Here is a 21,990-nt window from a genome sequence, read left to right as displayed (position 1 = left end):
CTCATGTTTCGTTTTTCAAGTTACATGACGCGACAGGCAAACCCCTTCAGATACAGCCCTTCCGGATAGGTTGCGATCACCGGATGGTCGGCAGCCTGACGGAACTGTTCTATAAATTGTACATCACGTCCGGCATCAATTGCGGAATCCGCGATGATTTTCTGAAATAAATCGGTGGTCATCAGGCCGGAGCAGGAGAAGGTCAGCAGCACGCCGCCGGGGTTCAGCAGCTGGATCGCCAGCATATTGATATCTTTATAGCCACGGCAGGCGCCCATCAACTGGCTTTTATTTTCTACGAATTTCGGCGGATCCATCACGATGACGTCGAATTTCTCCCCTTGATCGCGGTATTTACGCAACAGTTTGAACACGTCGTCGCGCACAAACTCCGCTTTGGACAGATCCAGTCCGTTGAGCTCCACGTTCTGGCGCGCAACGTCGAGCGCTTCCTGCGAGGTATCCACGCTGGTGACCTGGCGGCAGCCGCCCATCAGCGCTGACACCGCAAAGCCGCCGGTATAAGAGAAGCAGTTCAGCACCCGTTTGTCCGCCACGTAGCGACGGGTCGCCAGGCGACTGTCGCGCTGGTCGAGGTAATAGCCGGTTTTGTGCCCGCCCTGGATATCGACCAACAGCTTCATGCCGTGCTCAGCGATCGGCAGCAGCGCTGGCGGCAGTTCGCCCACTACCGGCCCCTGGGCCAGCTCCAGCCCCTCTTTTTTACGCACCGCGACATCGCTGCGATCGTAAATGGCGCAGTCCGGGAACAGGCTCTGCAGGGCGCTGATGATGGCGGCGCGCTGGTATTCGGCGCCTGCGCTGAGGAGCTGCAGTACGAAAAAGTTGCCAAAGCGGTCGATTGTCACGCCCGGCAGCCCATCGGACTCGCCGGCGATCAGACGGTAGCTGTCGAGACCATCGCGCTCGGCCAGCCAGGCACGCCAGGTTTGCGCCTGCTGCAGGCGGCGTTCAAAGAAGGCGTTATCAATGGCTTCGTTGCGATCGAAGGTCCACACGCGGGCGCGGATCTGCGACGACGGCGAATAAGCGCCGCGGGCCAGCCATTTTCCCTGATGGTCAACGATATCGATGGTTTCACCGCTGCGGGCTTTACCTTCCATGCGGGCGACGCCGCCGGAGAAAATCCACGGATGGCGACGCAGCAGGGATTTCTCGCGTCCTTTGGCTAACACTAAGCGGGGGAATAGGGAATCTGTCATGGAGCTACCTTTAAGCAACGGGAATGTCGGCACCGAAAAATGGCGCGTAGATTAGCACACCTGGCGCATACAAGCATCTTTCCCCCGCCAGGCGCGGTTGAGCGTTTCGGCACAAAATGCAGGCGCTTCAGCACATTCACCTTGCGTGGCGTTTCATACTCTGTCTTCTCACCCCCAGGAGGAGAAGACGATGAAAACAGGTATGCGGATAGTTGTGGCGATGGTTGCGGCAGTGAGCAGTGGCGCGATGGCCGCGCCGTTTAGCGTGAGCAGCAATGATATGCGTGACGGGCAGCCGCTGGCCCAGAAGCACTGGTTTACCGGTTTCGGCTGCACAGGAGGCAATGTCTCTCCACAGCTGGCATGGAAAAACGCCCCGGCAGGCACGCGCAGCTTCGCGGTCACCGTCCGGGATCCTGATGCGCCTACCGGCAGCGGCTGGTGGCACTGGACGTTAGTCAATATTGCCAGCAGCGTCTCTTCTCTGCCCGCTGGCGCGGGAGATAAAAACAGCGCTACACTGCCGAACGGAGCGGTACAGGGCCGCAACGATTTTGGCTATGCCGGCTTCGGCGGCGCCTGCCCGCCGGCGGGAGATAAACCACATCGCTACCGTTTTACGGTGTGGGCGCTGGATATCCCCACGCTGCCGGTGAACGCCGATGCCAGCGGGGCGCTGGTCGGGTATCTGTTACACAGCCATGCTCTCGCCAGCGCCCAGTTGACGGCGACGGCCGGGCGCTAAAATAAAAGGGTGGTCGGATGGAGAGTATTCATTTTCAGCATAACGCCCTGACCGCCGCGGAGATCACCACCCGACGGCTATGCAGGCTGCATCGGGTGCGTCTGTTCGCCCCGGCGCTCTGTCGGGTAAAGCGCGGCAGCAAGGTGATTGTGCAAGGGGAGAGCCGGGTGCTGGCGACCCCGCAACAGCTGATTGTTTTGCCGGCTGACGTTGAGCTGGAGGTGATTAACCAGCCGGAGAATGGCCTCTTTTGCTCCGATCTGTTGTCGCTGACGCCCGAGCTGTTGACGGCGTTCAAGACCCGCTATGTCAGTGAACCACCGCCCGGGCGTCTGACCTCGCTCTGCGCCCCGGTGACGACTGAGCTGGCGTTTATGTGGCAAAGCGTTCTGCAGGCGGTGCGGGAAGGCTTGTCCCCCTCTCTGCAGCAGCATCAGACCATGGGCCTGCTGCTGGCCTTGCACGAGGCGGGTTATGCCGGCCCGCTGCTCGTCGAGCGGCAGCAGGATCTGTCGGCGCAGGTTCGACAACTGGTCATGCTGTCGCCAGCGCAAGCGTGGAGCGTGTCGCGGGTGGCGAAAATGCTCTTTCTCGGCGAGTCCACGCTGCGCCGTCGGCTGCAGCAGGAATCGCAGAGTTTTCGTCAGATTGTCGAGGAAGTGCGGATGGCCCATGCCCTGGGGCAGCTGCAGACCACTTCGCGGCCCATCGGGGAAATTGCGCAGAACAGCGGATATCAGTCGGGATCGCGCTTTACCGCGCGCTTCCGTCAGCACTATGGTTTACTGCCAAAGCACGTACGCTGAATGAATTTGCTATCCTCAGCGTAAAGGGTGAGCGAAAAGGAGACGATGATGGCCAGTATCTGCACGATGGCATGGGTTTACGGTTCAGTTCAGGGCGTAGGGTTTCGCTATTCGACACAGCGGGAAGCGCTGCAGCTGGGATTGACCGGCTATGCCCGTAATCTGGACGACGGCGGGGTGGAAGTGCTTGCCTGCGGCGAGGCGGAGCAGGTGGAGAAACTCATCGCCTGGCTGAAAGCCGGTGGGCCGCGCAGCGCGCGGGTTGACCGAGTGTTAACTGAACCCCATCAACCCACCCGCAGCTGGGACAAGTTCGCGATCCTCTATTAGATGCACTTCACCGGCTTCGGCAGACCGGCGATTTTGGTCGCTTGTTTGGCGGGGCCTTTCGGAAACAGGCGATAGAGATAGCGGCTGTTGCCTTTCTCTTCGCCAAACTTGTTGGCCATCGCCTTTACCAGCATGCGGATCGCTGGTGAGGTGTTGAATTCAAGGTAAAACTCGCGCACAAAGCGCACCACTTCCCAGTGCTCAACGGTGAGCGTTATCCCTTCCTGCGCGGCGATGACGTCGGCCATCGCCTCGCTCCACTGGGTGGTATCTTTCAGATAGCCTTCGCTATCCGTCTCAATTTCGTTGCCTTCAAAAATAAACATAATTTTTCACATACCGCCTGAAACTGGCCGCAGTGTAGCAAAAAAAAAGGCCCCGCATAAGCGAGGCCTCTGTTAGCAGGGGAACGGTTAGTCCCGGCTGGCGAAGCCCAGGATGCTCAGCAGGCTGACAAAGATGTTGTACAGCGAGACATACAGGCTGACCGTGGCGCGAATGTAGTTGGTTTCACCACCGCGGATGATGTTGCTGGTCTCGAACAGGATGGCGCCCGAAGAGATCAGGATGAACACCGCGCTAATCGCCAGGTGCAGCGCCGGCAGCTGCAGGAACAGGTTAGCGACCATACCAATCAGCACCACGACCACGCCGGCCATCAGCATCCCGCCGAGGAAAGACATATCTTTGCGCGTCGTCAGCACGTAGGCCGAGCAGCAGAAGAAGACCAGCGCCGTACCGCCCAGCGCCAGGCCGATCAAATCGCCCATGCCGGCAGAAAGGTACGCGTTCAGCATCGGTCCAAGGATATAGCCGAGGAACCCGGTGAAGGCGAAGGCGGAAATAATCCCGGTGGGCTTATTCGCCGTTTTATAGGTCAGGAACATCAGACCGTACATCCCCACGAGGGTTAAAATCAGCCCCGGGGAAGGAAGCATCAGCACCGTGCTGGCGGTAGCGGTGATGGCGGAAAACGCCAGCGTCAGGCTGAGCAGGAAGTAGGTGTTACGCAGAACCTTGTGCGTGCTGAGCAGCGAGGAACGGTCACGCGATGATGTAATTATGCGATCCATGAGTCACTCTCTTATGACAGATGTAATTAGGTATAAAGAATAAGAAAAACAAGCGTGAAGCCCTAATGCTTTTACCCATCTTTACTTAGCTTTTGCCGCTTTTGACTAGCATAAAATTCTACATGGATCGGGAAAAGCGATATGTTTTCGCGTTTCGCTTCGGTGAGCCGATCGAAATCTTATAGGTTACTGAAAAATATTGCTTTATTGAAATTCTGCGACTAAGTGTGGAAGGGGGAATAACTCCGTACGTTAAAGGCAAAGGGAAATGACATTACATCAAAACAATCACATCACGCGAACGCTGCTGGCAGTCAGTATGATAGCAATGATCGGCGGGGCCCAGGCGGCGCAGGTGCCGCCGGGCACCCAGCTGGCGGAAAAGCAGGAGCTGGTCAGAAATAACGGCAGTGAACCAGCCTCGCTCGATCCGCACAAAGTCGAGAGCGACGTTGAAAATAATATTATTAGCGATCTCTTCGAAGGTCTGGTCAGCGTATCGCCTGCGGGGGCGGTCGAGCCCCGGCTGGCGGAACGCTGGGAAAACAAGGACAACCAGCTGTGGACCTTCCATTTACGTCCCGGTCTGACCTGGTCCGACGGCACGGCCATCACGGCGCAGGATATCGTCTGGAGCTGGCAACGGCTGGTCTCGCCGGCCACCGCCTCCCCCTATGCAAGCTACCCCGGCAATATGCATATCACCAACGCCCGAGAGATTGCCCTGGGGCAAAAGGGCCCCGAGACGCTGGGGGTGAAAGCCCTAAACGACACCACGCTGCAGGTCACCCTGACTCAGCCGAATGCTGCCTTCCTGGCGATGCTGGCGCACCCCGCGCTGGTGCCGATCGACAAAGTGCTGGTGGAGCGTTTTGCCGATAAATGGACCCGGCCAGAGCATATCGTCACCAGCGGGCCCTATAAGCTGACCCAATGGGTGGTGAATGAACGGCTGGTGGCTGAACGTAATGTGAAGTACTGGGACAATGCGCACACGGTTATCAATAAAGTCACTTACCTGCCAGTCTCTTCCGAGGCCGCCGATGTCAATCGCTACAAAGCGGGGGAGATCGATATTGTTTACACGGTGCCGATCAATCAGTTTGCGCAGTTGCAGAAAACCATGGGCGACCAGCTGGACGTTTCGCCACAGTTGGCGACCTATTACTACGAGTTCAATACCACCCGGCCGCCGTTTAACGACGCGCGCGTGCGTCGGGCGCTGAATATGGCGCTTGATAAAGATATCATTGCCGGAAAAGTACTCGGCCAGGGCCAGCGCCCGGCCTGGGTGATCAGTCAGCCGGATATTGGCGGCGTGACGCTACACAGCCCGGACTATGCCAGCTGGCCGCGCGAGAAGCGGATTGCCGAGGCGAAAAAACTGCTGGCGCAGGCAGGGTACGATGAGCGGCACCCACTGGTCTTTACCCTGCTATATAACACCTACGAGTCACATCAGCGCATCGCCATCGCCGCCAGCTCTATGTGGAAGAAAAACCTCGGCGTCGAGGTGAAGCTGCAGAACCAGGAGTGGAAGACGATGCTGGATACGATGCATACGCATAATTTTGACGCCGTCCGCTACGCGTGGATTGCCGACTACGACGATGCCGCCTCCTTCCTCAATACCTTCCGCACCGGGGATAGCGAGAACACCAGTCAGTACAGCAACCCGGCTTACGATGAGGCGCTGCACAACGCGGCGAAAGCCACCGACGTGGCGACCCGCGGCAAATACTATCAGCAGGCGGAAGATCTGCTGGCGCAGGATGTTCCCGCCATTCCGGTCTATCACTATGTGCGTACCCATTTAGTGAAGCCCTGGGTGGGCGGCTTCACGCCGGACAAACTGGGGTACTACTACACCAAAGATATGTACATAAAGAAACTGCCGTCCGCGAGCGGCGATGGGCGCTGATTTTCTGTGCGAACTGCCTGAAATTCAGACGAATAACACAGATTTGTTTGTTTTTAAGGCAGTTGAACAAAATGGTGCTTTACAGCATCCGCCGAGGTGTTTATAGTGCGCCTCACACCGGAAGTGTGGCCGAGCGGTTGAAGGCACCGGTCTTGAAAACCGGCGACCCGAAAGGGTTCCAGAGTTCGAATCTCTGCGCTTCCGCCATATAAAAGAAGGGGTTACCGAAAGGTAACCCCTTTTTGCTTTTCCCTTTGACCATCTCATTCGCGCTTCATCCTGACCTCCCGACCTCGCAAGCCCGCCATGCGAAATCTCGTTGACTCTGTCAGCGCCGCAGCGTTATCAGCTGGCGAAAATGAAACCACCAATCCGTTTAAAAGGAGGAATGTTAATTGTTCCGAAGCACGATATAAGCGAATTGATGCTCAGGAATAAAAACTTTCCGCAAAAAAACTTCGTCTATACTTGGAAAAATGATGATTTACCTGCCACGGTTTAACGCAGAAAAGAGACCAGTGAGGTCAGCATGCCTGTCATTAATCCGCAAGATATCAAAGAATTACGGGCGTTGGTTGAAGAGCAATTAAAATACACGCTGTGTGTCAGCTTAAATAAAGCCACGCAAGGCGATATTTTTAACGCGGTGGCGCTGGCCATTCGTCATTTTCAGCAGGACCATTTTCTGTCGAGCCAGGCGCGGCAGCGCGAAGCGCGAAAAAAGCGAGTTTACTACCTGTCGATGGAGTTTTTACTCGGCCAGTCGCTGCGTAATAACCTGGTGAATATGAATTTACTGTCGGAGATGCGCCAGGTGGTCAATGACCTGGGGTTTGATCTTGAACGCCTCCTTGACGAGGAGCCTGACGCCGCGCTGGGTAACGGCGGATTAGGGCGCTTAGCCGCTTGCTTTATCGACTCGATGGCCACCCTTGACATTGCAGCGTCCGGGCATGGCATCAAATACGAATATGGCCTTTTTCGCCAGTCCTTTCAAAACGATCAGCAGATCGAACATCCTGATGACTGGCACTCCATGCATTCCCCATGGCTGGTGGAGCATCACGCCCAGCACATTCTGATCCCGCTGGGGGGGTATATCGAGCATAGCGAAGATATTGATGGTAATTACAACCCGATGTGGCTCGGCTGGAAAACTATCGTTGGTATTCCCCATGACTATTTTGTTTCCGGCTACCGGGATACGACCACCAACAAGCTGCGTCTCTACAGCGCGGTAGCCTCTGACTCCTTTAATATCCATATTTTTAATCGCGGCGATTATATCAAGGCGGTGAGTGAAAAAATCGCCTCGGAGAATATTTCAAAAATACTCTATCCTTCCGATGAGGTGCTGACCGGAAAAGAGCTGCGGCTGACCCAAGAATATTTTCTGGTGGCCTGTACGCTGCGGGATATATTTCGTGACTACGCTGAGGTTAATGACGACATTACTTTGCTGGCGCAGCATGTGGCTATTCAGCTTAATGACACCCATCCGGCATTGGCGGTGGTGGAGCTGATGCGGATCCTCGTGGACGAATACCGACTGCCCTGGGAGCAGGCGTGGGAGATAACGCAAAATACCTGCGCCTACACCAATCATACGCTGATGCCGGAAGCGCTGGAGACCTGGCCGGTGTCGTTGTTTGAGAAACTTCTGCCGCGTCACTTGCAGATTATATTTGAGATTAACCACCGTTTTCTCGAAGCGGTGGCCCGGCGCTGGCCGGATAAAAATCATCTGTTATCTTCGCTGTCTTTAATTGACGAACATCATGATAAGCAAATCCGCATGGCTAATCTGGCCATTGTCGGTAGCCATCGCGTGAATGGGGTGGCGTGGCTGCACTCAGAATTGGTCAAAAAACAGCTGGTGCCTGATTTCTATTTTATCACCCCGGAGAAATTCATTAATCAGACCAACGGCGTCACACCGCGTCGTTGGGTGCAGCAGGCTAACCCTGGGCTGGCAGAGTTTTTGCGCCAACAATTGGGGGAGGGGTGGCCAACCGATTTACCCCAGCTCTCCCGTCTGGAAAACCTCGTCGACGATCCGGCCGTTATTGACAATATCCGGGCCATAAAATTTGCCAACAAAACCGCGCTCAGCCAGCTGGTGGCGCAACGCTACGGCATCCCGCTGGATCCGCTGGCCATGTTTGACTGTCAGGTCAAACGTATTCACGAATACAAACGACAGTTACTCAATATTCTTCACGTGATCGCGCTGTACCTGGATATCAAAGAGGCAGGGAGAACGATTGCGCCTAAGGTCCATTTGTTTGCGGGTAAAGCGGCGCCGGGCTACCGGATGGCGAAGCTGATTATTCAGTTGATTAATACCGTTGCCCGAAAAATTAACAGTGACCCGCAGGTCGCCGGGCAGCTTAAAGTGGTTTTCCTCGAAGATTATAAAGTCTCGCTGGCGGAAAAAATTATTCCCGCCACGGATCTCTCTGAGCAAATTTCCACCGCCGGGACCGAGGCGTCCGGCACCAGCAATATGAAGTTTGCCATGAACGGCGCGTTAACTATCGGCACCTATGATGGGGCGAATATCGAAATCCGCGAGGCAGTGGGGATCGATAATTTTTATCTGTTTGGCGCGGTGGCGGAAGAGATTGAAGAGAGCCGACGCCTCGGGCGTCACCATGCGTTCTATCATCAGAATCCGGCTATCGCGCGAGTGGTCGATAGCCTGGTGTCCGGGCAGTTTACCGCCGATCGCGAACGGTTTGCGCCGCTGCATCAGATGCTGACGGGGGCCGATCATTACTGCCATCTGCTGGATTTCGACAGTTATTGTCAGGTGCAACAGCAGGCGATGGCTGATTTTGAACAACCGGATCGCTGGCACCGCCGGGCCTTGCTCAACATTTGCCGGATGGGGGAGTTTTCCAGCGACAGAACTATCCGCGGCTACGCCAGGGATATCTGGGGCATCACCCGCTAAAAAAGCACACGCCGAACAGAACTGAGTCGCGTTGACAGGTGTCAGCCAACATTGAGGATAAAGATGAACGTTGAATTACATACTGAGCAGGGCGTCAAAATTATCGTGCCCCTGGTGCGTCGACTGGATGCTTCCGTTGTCTCGGCGTTTAAGCAGCAGGTTCTCGAGGCCATCGACGGGGAGACGAAAAACGTACTGCTGGATCTGAGCCATGTCGAGTTTATCGACAGCAGTTGCCTGGGCGCCCTGGTATCCATACTCAAGAGCGTCAGTGGGCAGGGAGAGCTGGTGCTGTGTTCGCTCAACGGGACGATCCAGAACCTGTTCAAGCTTACCCGTATGGATCGTATCTTTTCTATTAAAGTGAACCGTCAGGAGGCGCTGAACCTGTTTGCTCAGGGATGAGATTGTGCAGGGCAGGATTGCCGCCGGGTTACTGACCGCCCGTTTATTCTTCGATAATCCGTGCCTTCGGTTTACTCAGCAGGAGCATCACCAGCGCGACGTAGGGCATCGGCTTCCAGAAGAAGTAGCCCTGCAGCAGAGAAATATTCTGGCGATTGAGGTAATCCAGCTGGGCCTGGGTTTCAACGCCCTCGGCAATGATGCGCAGTGAAAGCGTTCGGGCCATCTCTATCACGCAGTCCAGCAGCTTGCTTGACGGTGTCTCTCCGGTCACGCGACCGACAAAGCTCTGATCGATTTTAATGTAATCAAACACCAGTTCGTGCAGATAGGAAAGCCCGGAATAGCCGGTACCAAAGTCGTCCAGCGCGATGGAAAACCCGCAGTTGTGTAACCTGTTGAGCTTGTCGACCACCGCCCCATTGAGTAACAGCGGTTCCTGCTCGGTGATCTCCAGCATCAGCTTTACTGCTTTACCCTCAAAGCCGCGCTGAAAGTGCAGACAATCATCGATAAACGTCGGCGAGTTAATATGCGACGCGCTGATGTTGAGGCCGATATGAAACCCATCCGGTAGTTTATTAAAGAGCGGTCTCATCTGGGCGGTTACCTGCGCCATCAGGCTGCGGGTCAGCGGAATAATTAAGCCGGTACGCTCGGCCAGCGGTATAAATTCAGCAGGTGAACGCGAGGGCGTGGTGGTGTTTTGCCAGCGTGCCAGTATTTCCACACCGTATATCTCACCGGTTTTCCCGTTCACCAAAGGCTGGTAGTAGGGAACGATATAGCCCTGGGCGATGGCATAGCGCAACTTTTCCTCTTCAGAGGTGTAAACATTGAGAAATTTACGCATCAGAAAATAAAACAGCAGCGAAACAGAGAAAATAAAAATCAGCAAACCGGCGCCATTATTCACCAGGCGGCCGGGGCTTAAAAAAGATGACTCGGGATAGGCAATGCGAAACGGATAGGCCGGCGAGGTAAAAACGCTCCGGCTTGGATCAGCAGCCTGTGGCTGGACATCGCCATGCCTGGCAATCATTTGATCCTGAACCCATAGGGCCAGCCCATTGCTATCCGAATTGCTATATAGCGCATCGCGCAGATGGACGTCGCTGATAGTGACAATCACCCGGATCTGCGCTGAGTGCGTCTGATAGATCAGCACCGGACGCTTATTGACCATCATTCTGGCCGGGAGCAGCATCAGAGGTTCGTCAGATAAAGACACAGGGCTGAGCGTCAGGACCCGGTTGCCGGGCAGGGACGAACACCACACCTGGCCCTCTTTTATCAGCATAATGGTGCGCAGATGCGGCTGCAGGGCGGCCTCCGTTCCGAGCTGAAACTGACCCTGTTCCGAGCACCCGCTGCGGCTAACGTTCATCGCCGTCACCGTTGCTGTGCGGGCCTCATCCAGAATAACGGCGATTTTCGTCGCCGCCTGGCGGGCGGCGGCGACATGGGCGGCCTGGTCGGAATGCCACAGTTGCCAGTTAATGACGAACACGCCAGCCAGAAATACCACCAGCGCGAGGGAAAAGGCAATCCATGCGTTTCGCCGCTTTATCTCTTTCATTTATCGTGCGTGCCAGGGTGAGTGTGCATAAAGTTAACCATCCCTCTGACGGTAAAGGCTTTTTAATGATCGTAGAAGGGGGATATCTTTCGCGATGACGGCGCATATTAAAAACATGATCAGTATCACAATACCCGCCGGCAAAGACCGCAGATAACGTGCAGAGGCGGCTGCTCTGTCACGAAGGCAATAAAATAATCGCAGCTTAATGTTTTCTTAATCTAAATTTCGGGAACGGATGGTTTTAAGCATTTTCTAATCCCTAATAACAGACCGGCGCTATTTTTTGCTTTTTTAAGTTTATGATAATTGTTTTCATTATCATTCTTTTTTTGCTGTGATTTAATCCTCTCCGCTCAGGCTATTTACCATTAATTGCCCTATTTCATTAAGGATGCGTTCATGAAATCTCGCTTATCGCCCCTCCGCACGGCAGCGCTGGTTGCCGCTTCTCTGTTTCTGGCGCCGCAAGGGATGGCGGCTGACGGTCAGGACGGGATTGTGGTCTACAACGCCCAACACGAAAATCTGGTGAAGTCGTGGGTGGATGGATTTACGAAAGAGACCGGTATTAAAGTCACGCTGCGCAATGGTGATGACAGCGAGCTGGGTAATCAGCTGGTTCAGGAAGGCGCCGCGTCGCCAGCCGATGTGTTTCTGACCGAGAACTCGCCGTCGATGGTGCTGGTTGATAATGCCAAACTTTTCGCCCCGCTGGATGCGGCGACCCTGCAGCAGGTTCCGGCGCAGTACCGCCCTCAGCACGGTCGCTGGATCGGCATCGCCGCGCGCAGCACCGTCTTCGTCTATAACCCGGCGAAAATCAGCGAGGCGCAGCTGCCGCACTCGCTGATGGATCTGGCAAAACCGGAGTGGAAGGGCCGCTGGGCGGCTTCGCCATCGGGGGCGGATTTCCAGGCTATCGTCAGCGCGATGCTGGCGCTGAAGGGTGAGCAGGCGACCCTCGACTGGCTGAAGGCGATGAAAACCAACTTTGTCGCCTATAAAGGCAACAGCACGGTGATGAAAGCGGTCAACGCCGGGCAGATCGACGGCGGGGTGATCTACCATTACTATCGCTTCGTTGACCAGTCAAAAACCGGCGAGAACAGCAAAAACACCCAACTGTATTACTTCAAACACCAGGATCCAGGGGCCTTCGTCAGCATTTCCGGCGGCGGCGTGCTGGCCTCCAGCAAACATAAAGCGCAGGCTCAGGCCTTTATTAAATGGATCACCGGTAAGCAGGGACAGGATGCGCTGCGCACCAATAACGCCTTCGAATATGCGGTGGGGGTAGACGCGGCCTCTAACCCGAAACTGACCCCGCTGAAAGATCTGGATGCCCCGAAGGTAGAACCTTCCTCGCTGAACAGTAAAAAGGTCATTGAACTGATGACGCAGGCTGGCCTGCTCTGATCCTGAGGAAGTGATGTTGCTATGTCTGTTCTGAGTCTGTCGCTCGGAAAGAAAACAGGACGCCTGCCCGAGCGCAGGCGTCCTGCATTTCCGATGGTTGCCTTAGCGCTCCTGTTTTCATTGCTGGCGCTGTTGCCGTTAGGGTTTGTGGTGGCGGTCGGATTCGATACCGGCTGGCCGACAATCAAAGCGCTGGTCTTTCGCCCGCGGGTAGGCGAGCTGCTCAGCAATACCCTGTGGCTGACGGTGCTGGCGGTCCCCATCAGCATTGTGCTTGGCGTGACGCTGGCCTGGCTGACGGAACGTACCGCGCTGGCCGGGCGGCAGCTGTGGTCGGCGCTGGCGGTGGCCCCGCTGGCCATTCCAGCCTTTGTTCAGAGCTACGCGTGGGTCAGCGCTGCGCCCTCGCTGCATGGCCTGGGCGCCGGGGTGTTTCTTTCCGTGCTGGCCTACTATCCGTTTATCTATATGCCGGTGGCGGCCGTGCTGCGCCGACTCGATCCCACGCTTGAAGATGTCGCCGCATCGCTGGGCACTCCGCCGTGGAAAGTGTTCTTTCGGGTGGTCCTCCCGCAGCTGCGGCTGGCTATCTGCGGCGGTGCGCTGCTGGTGGCTCTGCATCTGCTGGCGGAATATGGTCTGTATGTGATGATCCGCTTCGATACTTTCACTACCGCCATTTACGATCAGTTCCAGTCGACCTTCAGCGGTCCGGCCGCCAATATGCTGGCGGGCGTGCTGGCTCTGTGCTGTCTGGCGATCCTGCTGCTGGAGAGCGTTTCGCGCGGTAAAGCGCGCTATGCGCGTATCGGCGCCGGGGCGGCGCGCGAGCAGAAGCGCCTGGTGCTGGGTAAAGGGGCCGCTTTCGGCGCGCAGCTGCTGCTTCTGTTGCTGGTGTTGCTGGCGATGGGGGTGCCGTTGCTGGTCCTGGGACGCTGGCTGTGGCTGGGCGGTATCGACAACTGGCTGCATGCCGATCTGTGGCATTCCCTGCGTCAAACGCTGCTGCTGGGTGCGGGCGGGGCGCTGCTGACGACGGTCTGCGCGATCCCCATCGCCTGGCTCGGCGTGCGCTATCCGCGTCCGCTGTTCCGCCTGCTGGAGGGGTGTAATTACATCACCAGCTCGCTGCCCGGCATCGTGACCGCGCTGGCGCTGGTCACCGTCACCATCCACTATGCCCGTCCGGTGTACCAGACCGAAGTGACGCTGTTTCTGGCCTATTTGCTGATGTTTATGCCGCGGGCGCTGATTAACCTGCGCGCCGGTATCGCCCAGGCGCCGGTGGAGCTGGAAAACGTCGCCCGCAGTCTCGGACGCAGCCCGGCCCGCGCCCTGTGGAGTATCACCATGCGGCTTGCCGCCCCGGGGGCGGCCGCCGGCGCCGCGCTGGTGTTCCTCGGCGTCAGCAATGAGCTGACCGCCACGCTGCTGCTCTCGCCGTTAGGCACCCGCACGTTGTCGACCGGATTCTGGGCGTTAACCAGCGAGATCGACTACGTGGCGGCGGCGCCCTACGCGCTGTTGATGATCGTCATTTCGCTGCCGCTGACGGCGGTTCTCTATATGCAGTCGAAAAAAATGGCAGGGTTGTAACATGCTGGAATTGTCTTCTGTTTCGAAATCCTTCGCCGACGCGCAGGTCCTCGATAATATTCATCTTCAGGTGGCGCCGGGTAGCCGGACGGCTATAGTGGGTCCGTCGGGTTCGGGAAAAACCACGCTGCTGCGCATTCTTGCCGGTTTCGAAACGCCCGACAGCGGGCGGATCGTGATGCACGGCGCGCCGCTGTTTGCCGAGGGCGTGTTTGTTCCTGCCCACCAGCGACGGATCGGCTATGTTCCGCAGGAGGGGGCGCTGTTTCCTCACCTCAATGTGGCGGACAATATCGCCTGGGGACTGGACGCCAGCCGCGAGGAAAAACGTCGCCGGGTGGGCGCGCTGATGGAGATGGTCGCCCTCGACCACAGCCTGGCGCGCCACTGGCCGCATGAGATCTCCGGTGGCCAGCAGCAGCGTGTGGCTCTGGCTCGCGCCCTGGCCCAGCAGCCGGCGCTGATGCTGCTCGATGAACCCTTTTCTGCCCTGGACACCGGCCTGCGCGCCAGCACGCGCAAAGCGACCGCCGATCTGCTGGCGGAGACCGGCATCGCCTCGATTCTGGTGACCCATGACCAGACCGAAGCGCTGTCGTTCGCCACACAGGTGGCGGTGATGCGCCAGGGGCGTTTCGCCCAGGTGGGGACCCCGCTGGCGGTTTACGCGCAGCCGGTGGATGAAGAGACGGCGCTGTTTCTCGGCGATGCCCTGATCCTCCCCGCACGGCTGAGCCCCGGGCGGGCCAGCTGCGCGCTGGGCGACCTGGCGACAGACGCAGGGCATCCTGCTGGTGAAGGTAAGGTGATGTTGCGTCCGGAACAGCTGAGCGTCAGCGTGAGCGGGCCGCAGGAAAGTACCGCCACCATCCGCGATGTTGATTTCTCCGGCCAGCTCTCCACGCTGACGCTGTCGATGTCCGGGCACGATCGGCCGATTGTCCTGCGAACCGTAAGCCAGCCGGCGTGGCAGCCCGGCGCGACGGTGCGACTGACGGTCAGCGGCAAGGCGCGAGTGTTCAGCGGCTAATCTCTGAGCAGGCGCCGCCGGTTATCGGTGGCGCCGCACGGAAAGCTAATCAGCTGATGGATTTAGCCGATAGTATCCGCGCCACTGACCTCGTCGCCATGGAGTGGTAGTACGTTGGAACAATTCCGCGGGGTCAGTCTACCTCACCGCCGTTTTGTCGGCGCGTCGCTTTTTCATTCGTCCCGCTGCGCTTAACTGCTATCCTGTCCCGCGATCGGCCCTGTGGTTACCATGAGACATCGCTATGCCTGAATGCCTTATTCCTGCGAAACGCCCCATTCCGTCCGCTTTGGCGCGGGGTACGCTACTGCCTGCGCTGCTGGTTATCTTCGCCGTCGCTGTCGGCTGTGCGCTGGTGTCGCCGCCCATCGGCACGTGGCGAGAAATCCTGGCCAACCCCGGACTCTATATCGATTTGCTGGCGCTGCTGTTTCTGGTGTTTATGCTGTGGAGCTCAGCGAAGGTGCGGATGAGCCATATTGCCGTCAACTGGGTGCGCTATGGGCTGCTGCTGTGGATTGCCGGCGGCACGTTCGATGTGATGGATGAGATGGTGGTTCAGCCGCGCTGGATGGGCTACTACTGCGAAGATCTGCTGCGCCTCTCCGGGATGCTGCTGACCGTGGTGGGCGTCTACAAAATTATTGAGCGCATCAACCTGCTGTACGTTGACGCGCGCTCGCAATCCCTAAAAGATGAGCTCACTCAGTTGCCCAACCGCCGCTTTTTTATCGATACCATTCGCGAAAAGTCCGGACATGCCTTGGGACTCATGATCCTGGATATCGATTTTTTTAAGAAAATCAACGATACCTGGGGCCACCTGGTGGGGGATGAAGTGTTATTTTCCCTGGGGAAACAGCTGGCGAAACTGACCAGCGAGCAGGTCCTGCCGGCGCGTATCGGTGGGGAAGAGTTTGCCATTATCGTCGATGGCCTGTCGGAGCCTGAGCTGCACGATCTGGCGCAGGCGATCCTCGACAATGCCCGCACCATCCTGATCAATCATCAAACACCGCTGTCGATCAGCATTGGCGTCGGAACCTGGCGGTCGGGCGAAGCGCAGGAGACGTTTATCCGCAAAGTCGACGAGGCGTTGTACAAGGCCAAGCACAACGGGCGCGGGCGCGTGGAGTGGGCGTAATATTCCGACACGGCAGGTTAGGCCTGCTGTGCGCTGCGGCAGTGTCGCCGATACTCTGACGGCGAACGCTCGGTGTAGCGTTTGAAGACCCGGCAAAAATAGTTGCTGTCGACAAAGCCGCAGTTATGGGCGATCTCTTTCATCTTCAGGTCATAGCCGCGCAGCAGCTGTTTTGCCTTTTCAAGACGCACCCGGGTCAGATATTCGTTAAATCCCACCGAGCCTGATTTCTGAAAAATATGCGAAAGATAGTTGGGCGTGATGTGAAAACGTCTGGCCACTGATTCCCGCGTCAGCGGCAGGCTCAGATTTTCCTCGAGATAGTCCTGAACGGCAAGAAACAGATCCCGGCTGCGACTGACGCGCATTTCCAGCCCAACCAGCTGTTCGCGACAGTGGCTCAGTAGCGCGGCGACCACCAGCCGGGCGGTCAGCGGATCGGGCTGCAGGCTGACTTCATTCAGGCTCAGCAGCAGGTAAGAGCCCACGCGCGGCCCGAGGCGGGCAACGCTTTGCTTCTCCGTGTGCAGGCTTTTCCCGTCCCAGCGCTGAATACTGAATCCCAGTTTCTGCCGGCCAAACAGGATACTCAGGGTAGTGGCCGGGCCGGTCCACTGCGGCAGCGTCCACTTTCCCGCCTGCACGTAGAGTACCTGCAGCGCGGTTAACGTCGAAGCGGCTAGCGGCAGCCCCTGTTCATTAAGCTGACCCTCCAGCACAATTTCCAGACGTGGAAACGGTACGTTGAAGGCAAGGGCAGGCACGGAGATATCCGGCTCAGGAAATCTCACCTGTAAGCGATCTTTTTGACCGATTAACCGATGCAGTATATCCGGCAGATCTTCAATCATTCTTTGCCCTCAGCATGCGCATTATCCTGTTGATGATAATCTATTTTTTCCTCCCCGGCAGCGTTTGTTAAGCCATTTTGCGCGGTGGATTCCCGGTCAGCTACAGCACAGGCATCGCCGAAAACGTGATTGTTGACGCCCATCACACTTTGTTGGCTCGCGTACGTATGTCCAGTTTTTCGTAGCGCTCGCCTCCTGTCATGCCGCGGATGGACCAGTAGAGTTTGTTTGTGTTATCGGAACGTTAAAAAGGAACGCAACATGAACTCATCATCAGCTAGCTTTCTCGATGCGTTAGGCGCCAGCCTGGCGCTCAGCGCGCAAATGAAACACGAGCTCGACACCCTCGGCTACACCGTTGTGCATAATGTCGTTGACGCCCAGTGGCTGAGCGAAATGCGACGGCTAATTGATACCCTGGTTGAGCGCGAAGGCGACAATCTGGCGATGGAACATCATCAGGAAGCGACCGCGACGCGGATCGCCAACCTGGTGAATAAGGGGGTTATCTGGGAGAAAGTCTGGGCTCATCCGCTGATCCTCTCCGCCTGCCGCTATATCTTCGACGGCGATTTTAAAGTCTCCAGCCTCAACGCGCGCGAGGCGTTATATAACGGCGGCCACCAGCCGCTGCACGCCGACTGGAAAAAGCCGCGCCCGGATTTTCCCAAAGTCCACCTGGTGAATACCATCTGGGCGATAGACGATTTGAGCGCCGCCAACGGCGCGCCGCGGATTATCCCCGGTACCCACCTGCGTCCTGAGCTCCCGGAAGAGGTACTGGCCGACCCGGAGCAGGCCCACCCTGATGAAATCGTGTTTGCTGCGCCGGCCGGGAGCGTGATGATTTACAACGCTCACGCCTGGCACGGCGGCACGCGTAATCGTGAGGGCAGCAGACGACGTGTGCTGCATGGGTTATACATCGATCGCGCGGATACGCCGCAGCAGGACCAGCGGCGCTGGCTGACGCCCGAGACGGCCAGCCGCCTGACGCCAGCGCAAAAGTGGTTGCTGGATGTAGAGTAAGGCCCGTCGCCGGTCAGGGAAGTTCAACATAGACGACCGGCTTTTTCATGATGCTTTTCACGGCCTCGACGATCTGCTGCGGCTGCAGCAGGAAGCTCTTGATGCTGGTTTTAATCGTCCGCAGGCCGCGAAAGCGCTGGGCGTCGTCAATTTCGATATCCGTCACCAGCAGCACCACTTCGGCGCGGGCGATATCTTCTGCGGTAATGCGATTTTCAACGCCGAGCGCGCCCTGAGTTTCCACCTTCAGATGCCATTTTTCATGATGACCGACCTTTTCCAGCCGTTCGGCAGCCATATAGGTGTGCGCCACTCCGCTGACGCAGGCGGTGACGGCGATAATATTGAAGTCCATAACATCCTCCTGGCGTTAACCGCCGATAGTGACGTGGAATCCGGCCGCTTCGGCCATTACCCGATAAGGTTGAATGTCCGCTTCGTCAGGCGCTTTCACCCTGGCCAGCGCCCAGGGTTTGCCCAGCAGACGGTATTTGGGCTCGCCGTATTGATGAAATGGCAGCAGGTGCAATTCTGTAAGATTAAAAGGTGCGAGAAAGTTCAGAATCTGGCGAAAATTATCGACGCTCATGGTATAGCCCGGGATCAGCGGCACGCGTGGGATGAGGTTGATCTCTCTAGCCGCCAGCTGGCGAAAATTATCCAGTACCCGCGGCTGATTGATTCGCAGTAGCGACAATGCCCGCTCAGGTTCCATGATTTTAAAATCAAATAACACTTCGTCGCAGGCTTCAGCCACCGGTAAAAAACGGTTGAAGGGCCCGTCGCCAGCGGTTTCGATGGCGGTGCGGATCCCCCACTGGCGCAGGCGCTGGAGAAAGCGGGCGGCAAATTCGGCCTGCATGAGCACTTCACCGCCGGAGAGGGTGACACCGCCGCCGGAGGCGCGGAAGAAGACTTCATCCTTCAGCACCTCCTGAAGGAGGTTATCCAGCGTCATGTCGCGACCGATCTGCTCCCATGCCCCGGAGGGACACTCGGCGACATCCTGCTGGCAGCGGGCGCAACCCAGGCATTTACTCTGCCGGCGCAGGGTCTGGATCCTGGGTGACATTGACTCCGGGTTGGCGCACCACGGGCAGGTGTGGGGGCAGCCTTTGAAAAAGACCACCGTGCGGATCCCCTGGCCATCGTTGAGCGAGTAGCGCTGCAGATTAAAAATGCGCGCCCGGTCGGCGCGCGTCTCCATCACCTCACAGCTGATGCGCGGTGCGGCGGATAATGTCATCCTGAATCTCCTTCGACAGCTCAACAAAGAAGGCGCTGTAGCCCGCGACGCGCACCACCAGGCCGGCAAAGTCCTGCGGCCGTTGCTGCGCTTCACGCAGGGTGTCGGCATTGACCACGTTAAACTGAATATGCTGCAGCTTGAGCTTGCAGAAAGCCTGTAAAAAGTCTGCCAGCTTGTTTAGCCCGCCGTCGCCGGCCAGCGTCGCCGGGGTGAATTTAACGTTGAGCAGCGTACCGTTCGACAGCAGATAGTTATCCAGCTTGCTGACTGATTTCAGCACTGCCGTCGGCCCCTGGGCATCCTGGCCGACCATTGGCGACAGGCCGCCGTCCGCTAACTGTTCGCCAGCCAGCCGCCCGTCCGGGGTAGCCCCCACCACCGAGCCCAGCGGCACGTGCGCCGAGACGGTATAGGAGCCGGGCGTAAAACGCCCGCCGCGCGGATTCAGATATTGTTCCACCTCTTTGCAGTAAAAGCGCAGCAGATCGGCGCTGATATTATCGACGTCGTCGATATCGTTGCCGTATTTTTCAAAACGGTTGATCAACCGGGCGCGGATTTTCTCTCCCTCTGGCGTCTGGAAGTTGGCTTTCAGTACCGCCATCAGTTGGTCAAAGCTAAGGCGCTGCTGGTCAAAGACCATCCCCTTCAGGGCATAAAGCGAATCGCTCAGGTTGGCAATCCCGATGCCCTGGACGCCGGAGAAGTTATAGCGCGCTCCGCCGGCGGTGATGTCTTTACCGTGCTGCACGCAATCTTTAATGAACGAGGAGAGGAGAGGCACCGGCGCCCAGTCGCGATGGCCGATATCGCAGATATTGCTGCCCTCGACCATCAGCTTGATGTAATAGCGAATTTTGTCGCGCATCTGGCGGATAAGCCCTTCCCAGCTGACCTCCGGTTGTCCTTCATTTTCCTGCAGGACAAGTTCCATGACCTTCAGCAGGTTGAACATGGCGATATCATGCAGGCCGTAGGTGCGGCCGGGGATCGACAACTCGACGCAGCCGACCACCGCGTAGTCGCGGGCGTCTTCCAGCGACACGCCGCGATTGAGGAAGGCGGGGACCACCACCTCGTCGTTGAAAATCTGTGGAATGCCGGTGCCCAGGCGGATGGTTTCGGCGGTTTTACGCAGGAACGGGCGGTCAATCAGCTCGTTCACCCGCACGCCAAGATTCGGCTGCGGCAATTGCACGTTTTGATAGGCATCGAGGCATAAAAATGACAGCACATTGACCGCGCTGCGCCCGGTTTCCGTTAGCCCACCGAGCAGGGCGGTATACCCGGTGGGAAAACCGGCGAAATAGCGTGCGCTACTGGAGGAGCGCAGCAGGACGATGTCGTTGCATTTTACCCAAAGCGACTCCAGCAGCTCCTTGAGCGACGCCGGATCCTGTCCTTGATTCAGCGACGCCTGATAAAACGGCAGCATGTACTGGTCAAAACGGCCGAGCGAAATGGAGCTGGCATTGGATTCGTACTGCAGAATGATGTTCATATACCAGAACAGCTGGCAGGCCTGGGGGAAGTCCGTTGGCCGGTGCTGCGCATTGTGGCGCGAAATCGCGGCGATGGTTAACAGCTCCCGCTGACGCTGCGGATCCTGACAGTGTCCAGCCATCTCCTCGGCCAGCGCGGCGTAGCGCAGAATATGGCGCTGAGAGGCCTCCAGCAGGATCAATACCGCCTGATAAAAAGGGTTATCAGGCTGCCGGGCACAGTGTGATTGCATCTCCGCAACCAGCGCGTCCAGGCCATTATTCAACAGGTGCGGATAGTCGATAATGATATGGCCCTGGCCTTTATCGGTCTGGTTCACGCTGAATATTTGGGTGCTGACGGCGGCTTTGACCTCGTCTGTCATCTGGCCGTTGATGAAATCTTTCATTGAGCGCTTTTCCCAGTAGGGGAACAGCGTTTCCCGATAGACGCGCTTATCTTCTTCGCTTATCGCGAAGCGGTCCTGCGGTCGGGTCGGGAAGGTGTCGAGCTCGTTAAGCAGCCAGTAGGGATCCATCTCCGGCGACATAATGCCGGCCCGCGGTTTGATGGTACGGTTGCCGGCAATCAGTTCATCATCACGAATCGAAATGTCTACCTTATCGAGGATCCAGGCGGTGGCCTTCGCCCGGCGAATAATCACCGGCTCGCCCTCCGTTTGCCGATGGCTGGCGGTATAGAGCAGGGCGCGTTCAAGTGATATTTCGCGCGGTTGGGCGAACAGGCTGGCTTTCAGGCGTTGAGTACGATTCGTCATGACAAACTCCATGTTGTGGCGAAGGGCGCGCGGGCGCCCCTTTTAAGGCTTCAGGCTCGTTGGGAAAGGTGGCTGTCTATCTTGTTCATGATGGCGTCGGCGCGTTTGACCGCATCGCTGATATTGACGCGTACGATAGTTTTCCCGGCAAAACGCTCTTCGAATTTGATACCGATATCTTTGGTCAGAATGACCATATCGGCGGCGGCGATCTCTTCCGCGGTCAGCTCGTTTTCAATGCCGATAGAACCCTGGGTTTCAACTTTGACCTGCCAGCCTTTGGCCTTAGCGGCGCTTTCTAACGATTCGGCGGCCATATAGGTGTGAGCCACACCCGACGGGCAGGCGGTGACAGCGATAATGTGGGTCATAAT

General features: G+C 57.3%; 19 protein-coding genes, 1 tRNA gene and 2 pseudogenes. 12 read left to right on the top strand and 10 right to left on the bottom strand.

All coding sequences use genetic code 11. The features are described from left to right. Positions 1-20: 20 nt before the first annotated feature. On the bottom strand, positions 21-1,223 hold the full coding sequence (rlmI, locus tag QLG03_RS06390; RefSeq protein WP_023289059.1) for a 23S rRNA (cytosine(1962)-C(5))-methyltransferase RlmI: 1,203 nt from the start codon (positions 1,221-1,223) through the stop codon (positions 21-23). Positions 1,224-1,413: 190 nt separating this feature from the next. On the opposite strand from rlmI, the gene QLG03_RS06385 reads away from it, so the two are divergent. The 3 genes from QLG03_RS06385 to yccX are packed head-to-tail and all read left to right on the top strand — an operon-like array spanning position 1,414 to position 3,104. Continuing rightward, a complete protein-coding gene (locus QLG03_RS06385) occupies positions 1,414-1,968 on the top strand; it encodes a YbhB/YbcL family Raf kinase inhibitor-like protein (RefSeq protein ID WP_086075744.1) in 555 nt (184 codons plus the stop codon). 17 nt (positions 1,969-1,985) lie between these two features. After that, positions 1,986-2,774, top strand: a complete 789-nt coding sequence (locus QLG03_RS06380) for an AraC family transcriptional regulator (protein WP_023289061.1) — start codon at positions 1,986-1,988, stop codon at positions 2,772-2,774. Between the two features lie 48 nt (positions 2,775-2,822). Then, positions 2,823-3,104: an acylphosphatase gene (yccX, locus tag QLG03_RS06375; RefSeq protein ID WP_004201446.1), complete on the top strand. Its 282-nt coding sequence runs from the start codon at positions 2,823-2,825 to the stop codon at positions 3,102-3,104. On the opposite strand, the gene tusE is transcribed toward yccX, so the two are convergent. Both tusE and yccA read right to left on the bottom strand, forming a co-directional pair. Then, entirely contained in the window at positions 3,101-3,430 is a 330-nt protein-coding gene (tusE, locus tag QLG03_RS06370) for a sulfurtransferase TusE (RefSeq protein ID WP_050532900.1), read from the bottom strand. The two genes, yccX and tusE, sit on opposite strands and share 4 nt — an antisense overlap. A gap of 87 nt (positions 3,431-3,517) precedes the next feature. Beyond that, positions 3,518-4,177 (bottom strand): FtsH protease modulator YccA, encoded by a 660-nt coding sequence (gene yccA / locus QLG03_RS06365; protein ID WP_002898458.1) that lies wholly within the window; start codon positions 4,175-4,177, stop codon positions 3,518-3,520. A 268-nt stretch (positions 4,178-4,445) separates the two neighbouring features. Here yccA and QLG03_RS06360 point away from each other — a divergent pair, with 268 nt between their 5' ends. From QLG03_RS06360 to QLG03_RS06345, 4 genes are all read left to right on the top strand, one after another. Continuing rightward, positions 4,446-6,098: an ABC transporter substrate-binding protein gene (locus QLG03_RS06360; RefSeq protein ID WP_255988091.1), complete on the top strand. Its 1,653-nt coding sequence runs from the start codon at positions 4,446-4,448 to the stop codon at positions 6,096-6,098. A 119-nt stretch (positions 6,099-6,217) separates the two neighbouring features. Beyond that, positions 6,218-6,305 (top strand) — tRNA-Ser (locus QLG03_RS06355). Between the two features lie 322 nt (positions 6,306-6,627). Further along, the gene (locus QLG03_RS06350; protein WP_255988089.1) at positions 6,628-9,054 is read left to right on the top strand and encodes a glycogen/starch/alpha-glucan phosphorylase; all 2,427 of its coding nucleotides are present in this window, start codon (positions 6,628-6,630) and stop codon (positions 9,052-9,054) included. Positions 9,055-9,117: 63 nt separating this feature from the next. Further along, positions 9,118-9,459 (top strand): STAS domain-containing protein, encoded by a 342-nt coding sequence (locus tag QLG03_RS06345; RefSeq protein WP_237902127.1) that lies wholly within the window; start codon positions 9,118-9,120, stop codon positions 9,457-9,459. A gap of 43 nt (positions 9,460-9,502) precedes the next feature. Here the strand turns inward: QLG03_RS06345 and QLG03_RS06340 are convergent. Beyond that, positions 9,503-10,264, bottom strand: a pseudogene (locus QLG03_RS06340) (EAL domain-containing protein); the annotation flags it as partial. A 159-nt stretch (positions 10,265-10,423) separates the two neighbouring features. Next, a pseudogene (locus tag QLG03_RS06335) lies at positions 10,424-11,038 on the bottom strand (CSS-motif domain-containing protein); the annotation flags it as partial. A gap of 402 nt (positions 11,039-11,440) precedes the next feature. On the opposite strand from QLG03_RS06335, the gene QLG03_RS06330 reads away from it, so the two are divergent. The 4 genes from QLG03_RS06330 (at position 11,441) to QLG03_RS06315 (ending at position 16,227) form a co-directional block, all read left to right on the top strand. Then, positions 11,441-12,457, top strand: coding sequence for an iron ABC transporter substrate-binding protein (locus QLG03_RS06330; RefSeq protein WP_032455292.1), 1,017 nt, complete (start codon positions 11,441-11,443; stop codon positions 12,455-12,457). Positions 12,458-12,478: 21 nt separating this feature from the next. Next, entirely contained in the window at positions 12,479-14,053 is a 1,575-nt protein-coding gene (locus tag QLG03_RS06325) for an iron ABC transporter permease (protein ID WP_048297191.1), read from the top strand. Position 14,054: 1 nt separating this feature from the next. Continuing rightward, entirely contained in the window at positions 14,055-15,083 is a 1,029-nt protein-coding gene (locus QLG03_RS06320; RefSeq protein WP_023289069.1) for an ABC transporter ATP-binding protein, read from the top strand. Between the two features lie 244 nt (positions 15,084-15,327). Then, positions 15,328-16,227 carry a GGDEF domain-containing protein gene (locus QLG03_RS06315; RefSeq protein WP_255988083.1) on the top strand — a complete coding sequence of 300 codons (900 nt, stop codon included), beginning with the start codon at positions 15,328-15,330 and terminating at the stop codon, positions 16,225-16,227. Positions 16,228-16,244: 17 nt separating this feature from the next. On the opposite strand, the gene QLG03_RS06310 is transcribed toward QLG03_RS06315, so the two are convergent. Next, entirely contained in the window at positions 16,245-17,078 is an 834-nt protein-coding gene (locus tag QLG03_RS06310) for an AraC family transcriptional regulator (RefSeq protein ID WP_255988081.1), read from the bottom strand. Between the two features lie 261 nt (positions 17,079-17,339). Here QLG03_RS06310 and QLG03_RS06305 point away from each other — a divergent pair, with 261 nt between their 5' ends. After that, entirely contained in the window at positions 17,340-18,107 is a 768-nt protein-coding gene (locus QLG03_RS06305; RefSeq protein ID WP_049014883.1) for a phytanoyl-CoA dioxygenase family protein, read from the top strand. A 13-nt stretch (positions 18,108-18,120) separates the two neighbouring features. Here QLG03_RS06305 and QLG03_RS06300 read toward each other — a convergent pair whose 3' ends face one another. The 4 genes from QLG03_RS06300 to QLG03_RS06285 are packed head-to-tail and all read right to left on the bottom strand — an operon-like array spanning position 18,121 to position 21,987. Beyond that, positions 18,121-18,462, bottom strand: coding sequence for a PTS fructose-like transporter subunit IIB (locus tag QLG03_RS06300; protein WP_023289073.1), 342 nt, complete (start codon positions 18,460-18,462; stop codon positions 18,121-18,123). Positions 18,463-18,477: 15 nt separating this feature from the next. Then, positions 18,478-19,353 carry a [formate-C-acetyltransferase]-activating enzyme gene (locus tag QLG03_RS06295; protein WP_064158250.1) on the bottom strand — a complete coding sequence of 292 codons (876 nt, stop codon included), beginning with the start codon at positions 19,351-19,353 and terminating at the stop codon, positions 18,478-18,480. Beyond that, positions 19,319-21,616: a formate C-acetyltransferase gene (locus tag QLG03_RS06290; RefSeq protein WP_044521987.1), complete on the bottom strand. Its 2,298-nt coding sequence runs from the start codon at positions 21,614-21,616 to the stop codon at positions 19,319-19,321. The genes QLG03_RS06295 and QLG03_RS06290 overlap by 35 nt, the downstream gene beginning before the upstream one ends. Positions 21,617-21,666: 50 nt before the next feature. Continuing rightward, entirely contained in the window at positions 21,667-21,987 is a 321-nt protein-coding gene (locus tag QLG03_RS06285) for a PTS fructose-like transporter subunit IIB (protein ID WP_023289076.1), read from the bottom strand. Positions 21,988-21,990: the final 3 nt, after the last annotated feature.

The organism is Klebsiella sp. V115_8 (assembly GCF_029967715.1).
Lineage (GTDB): Bacteria > Pseudomonadota > Gammaproteobacteria > Enterobacterales > Enterobacteriaceae > Klebsiella > Klebsiella quasipneumoniae.
Note: the sequence above shows the minus strand (reverse complement) of the source record. Positions and strands in the feature narration are given on the sequence as shown.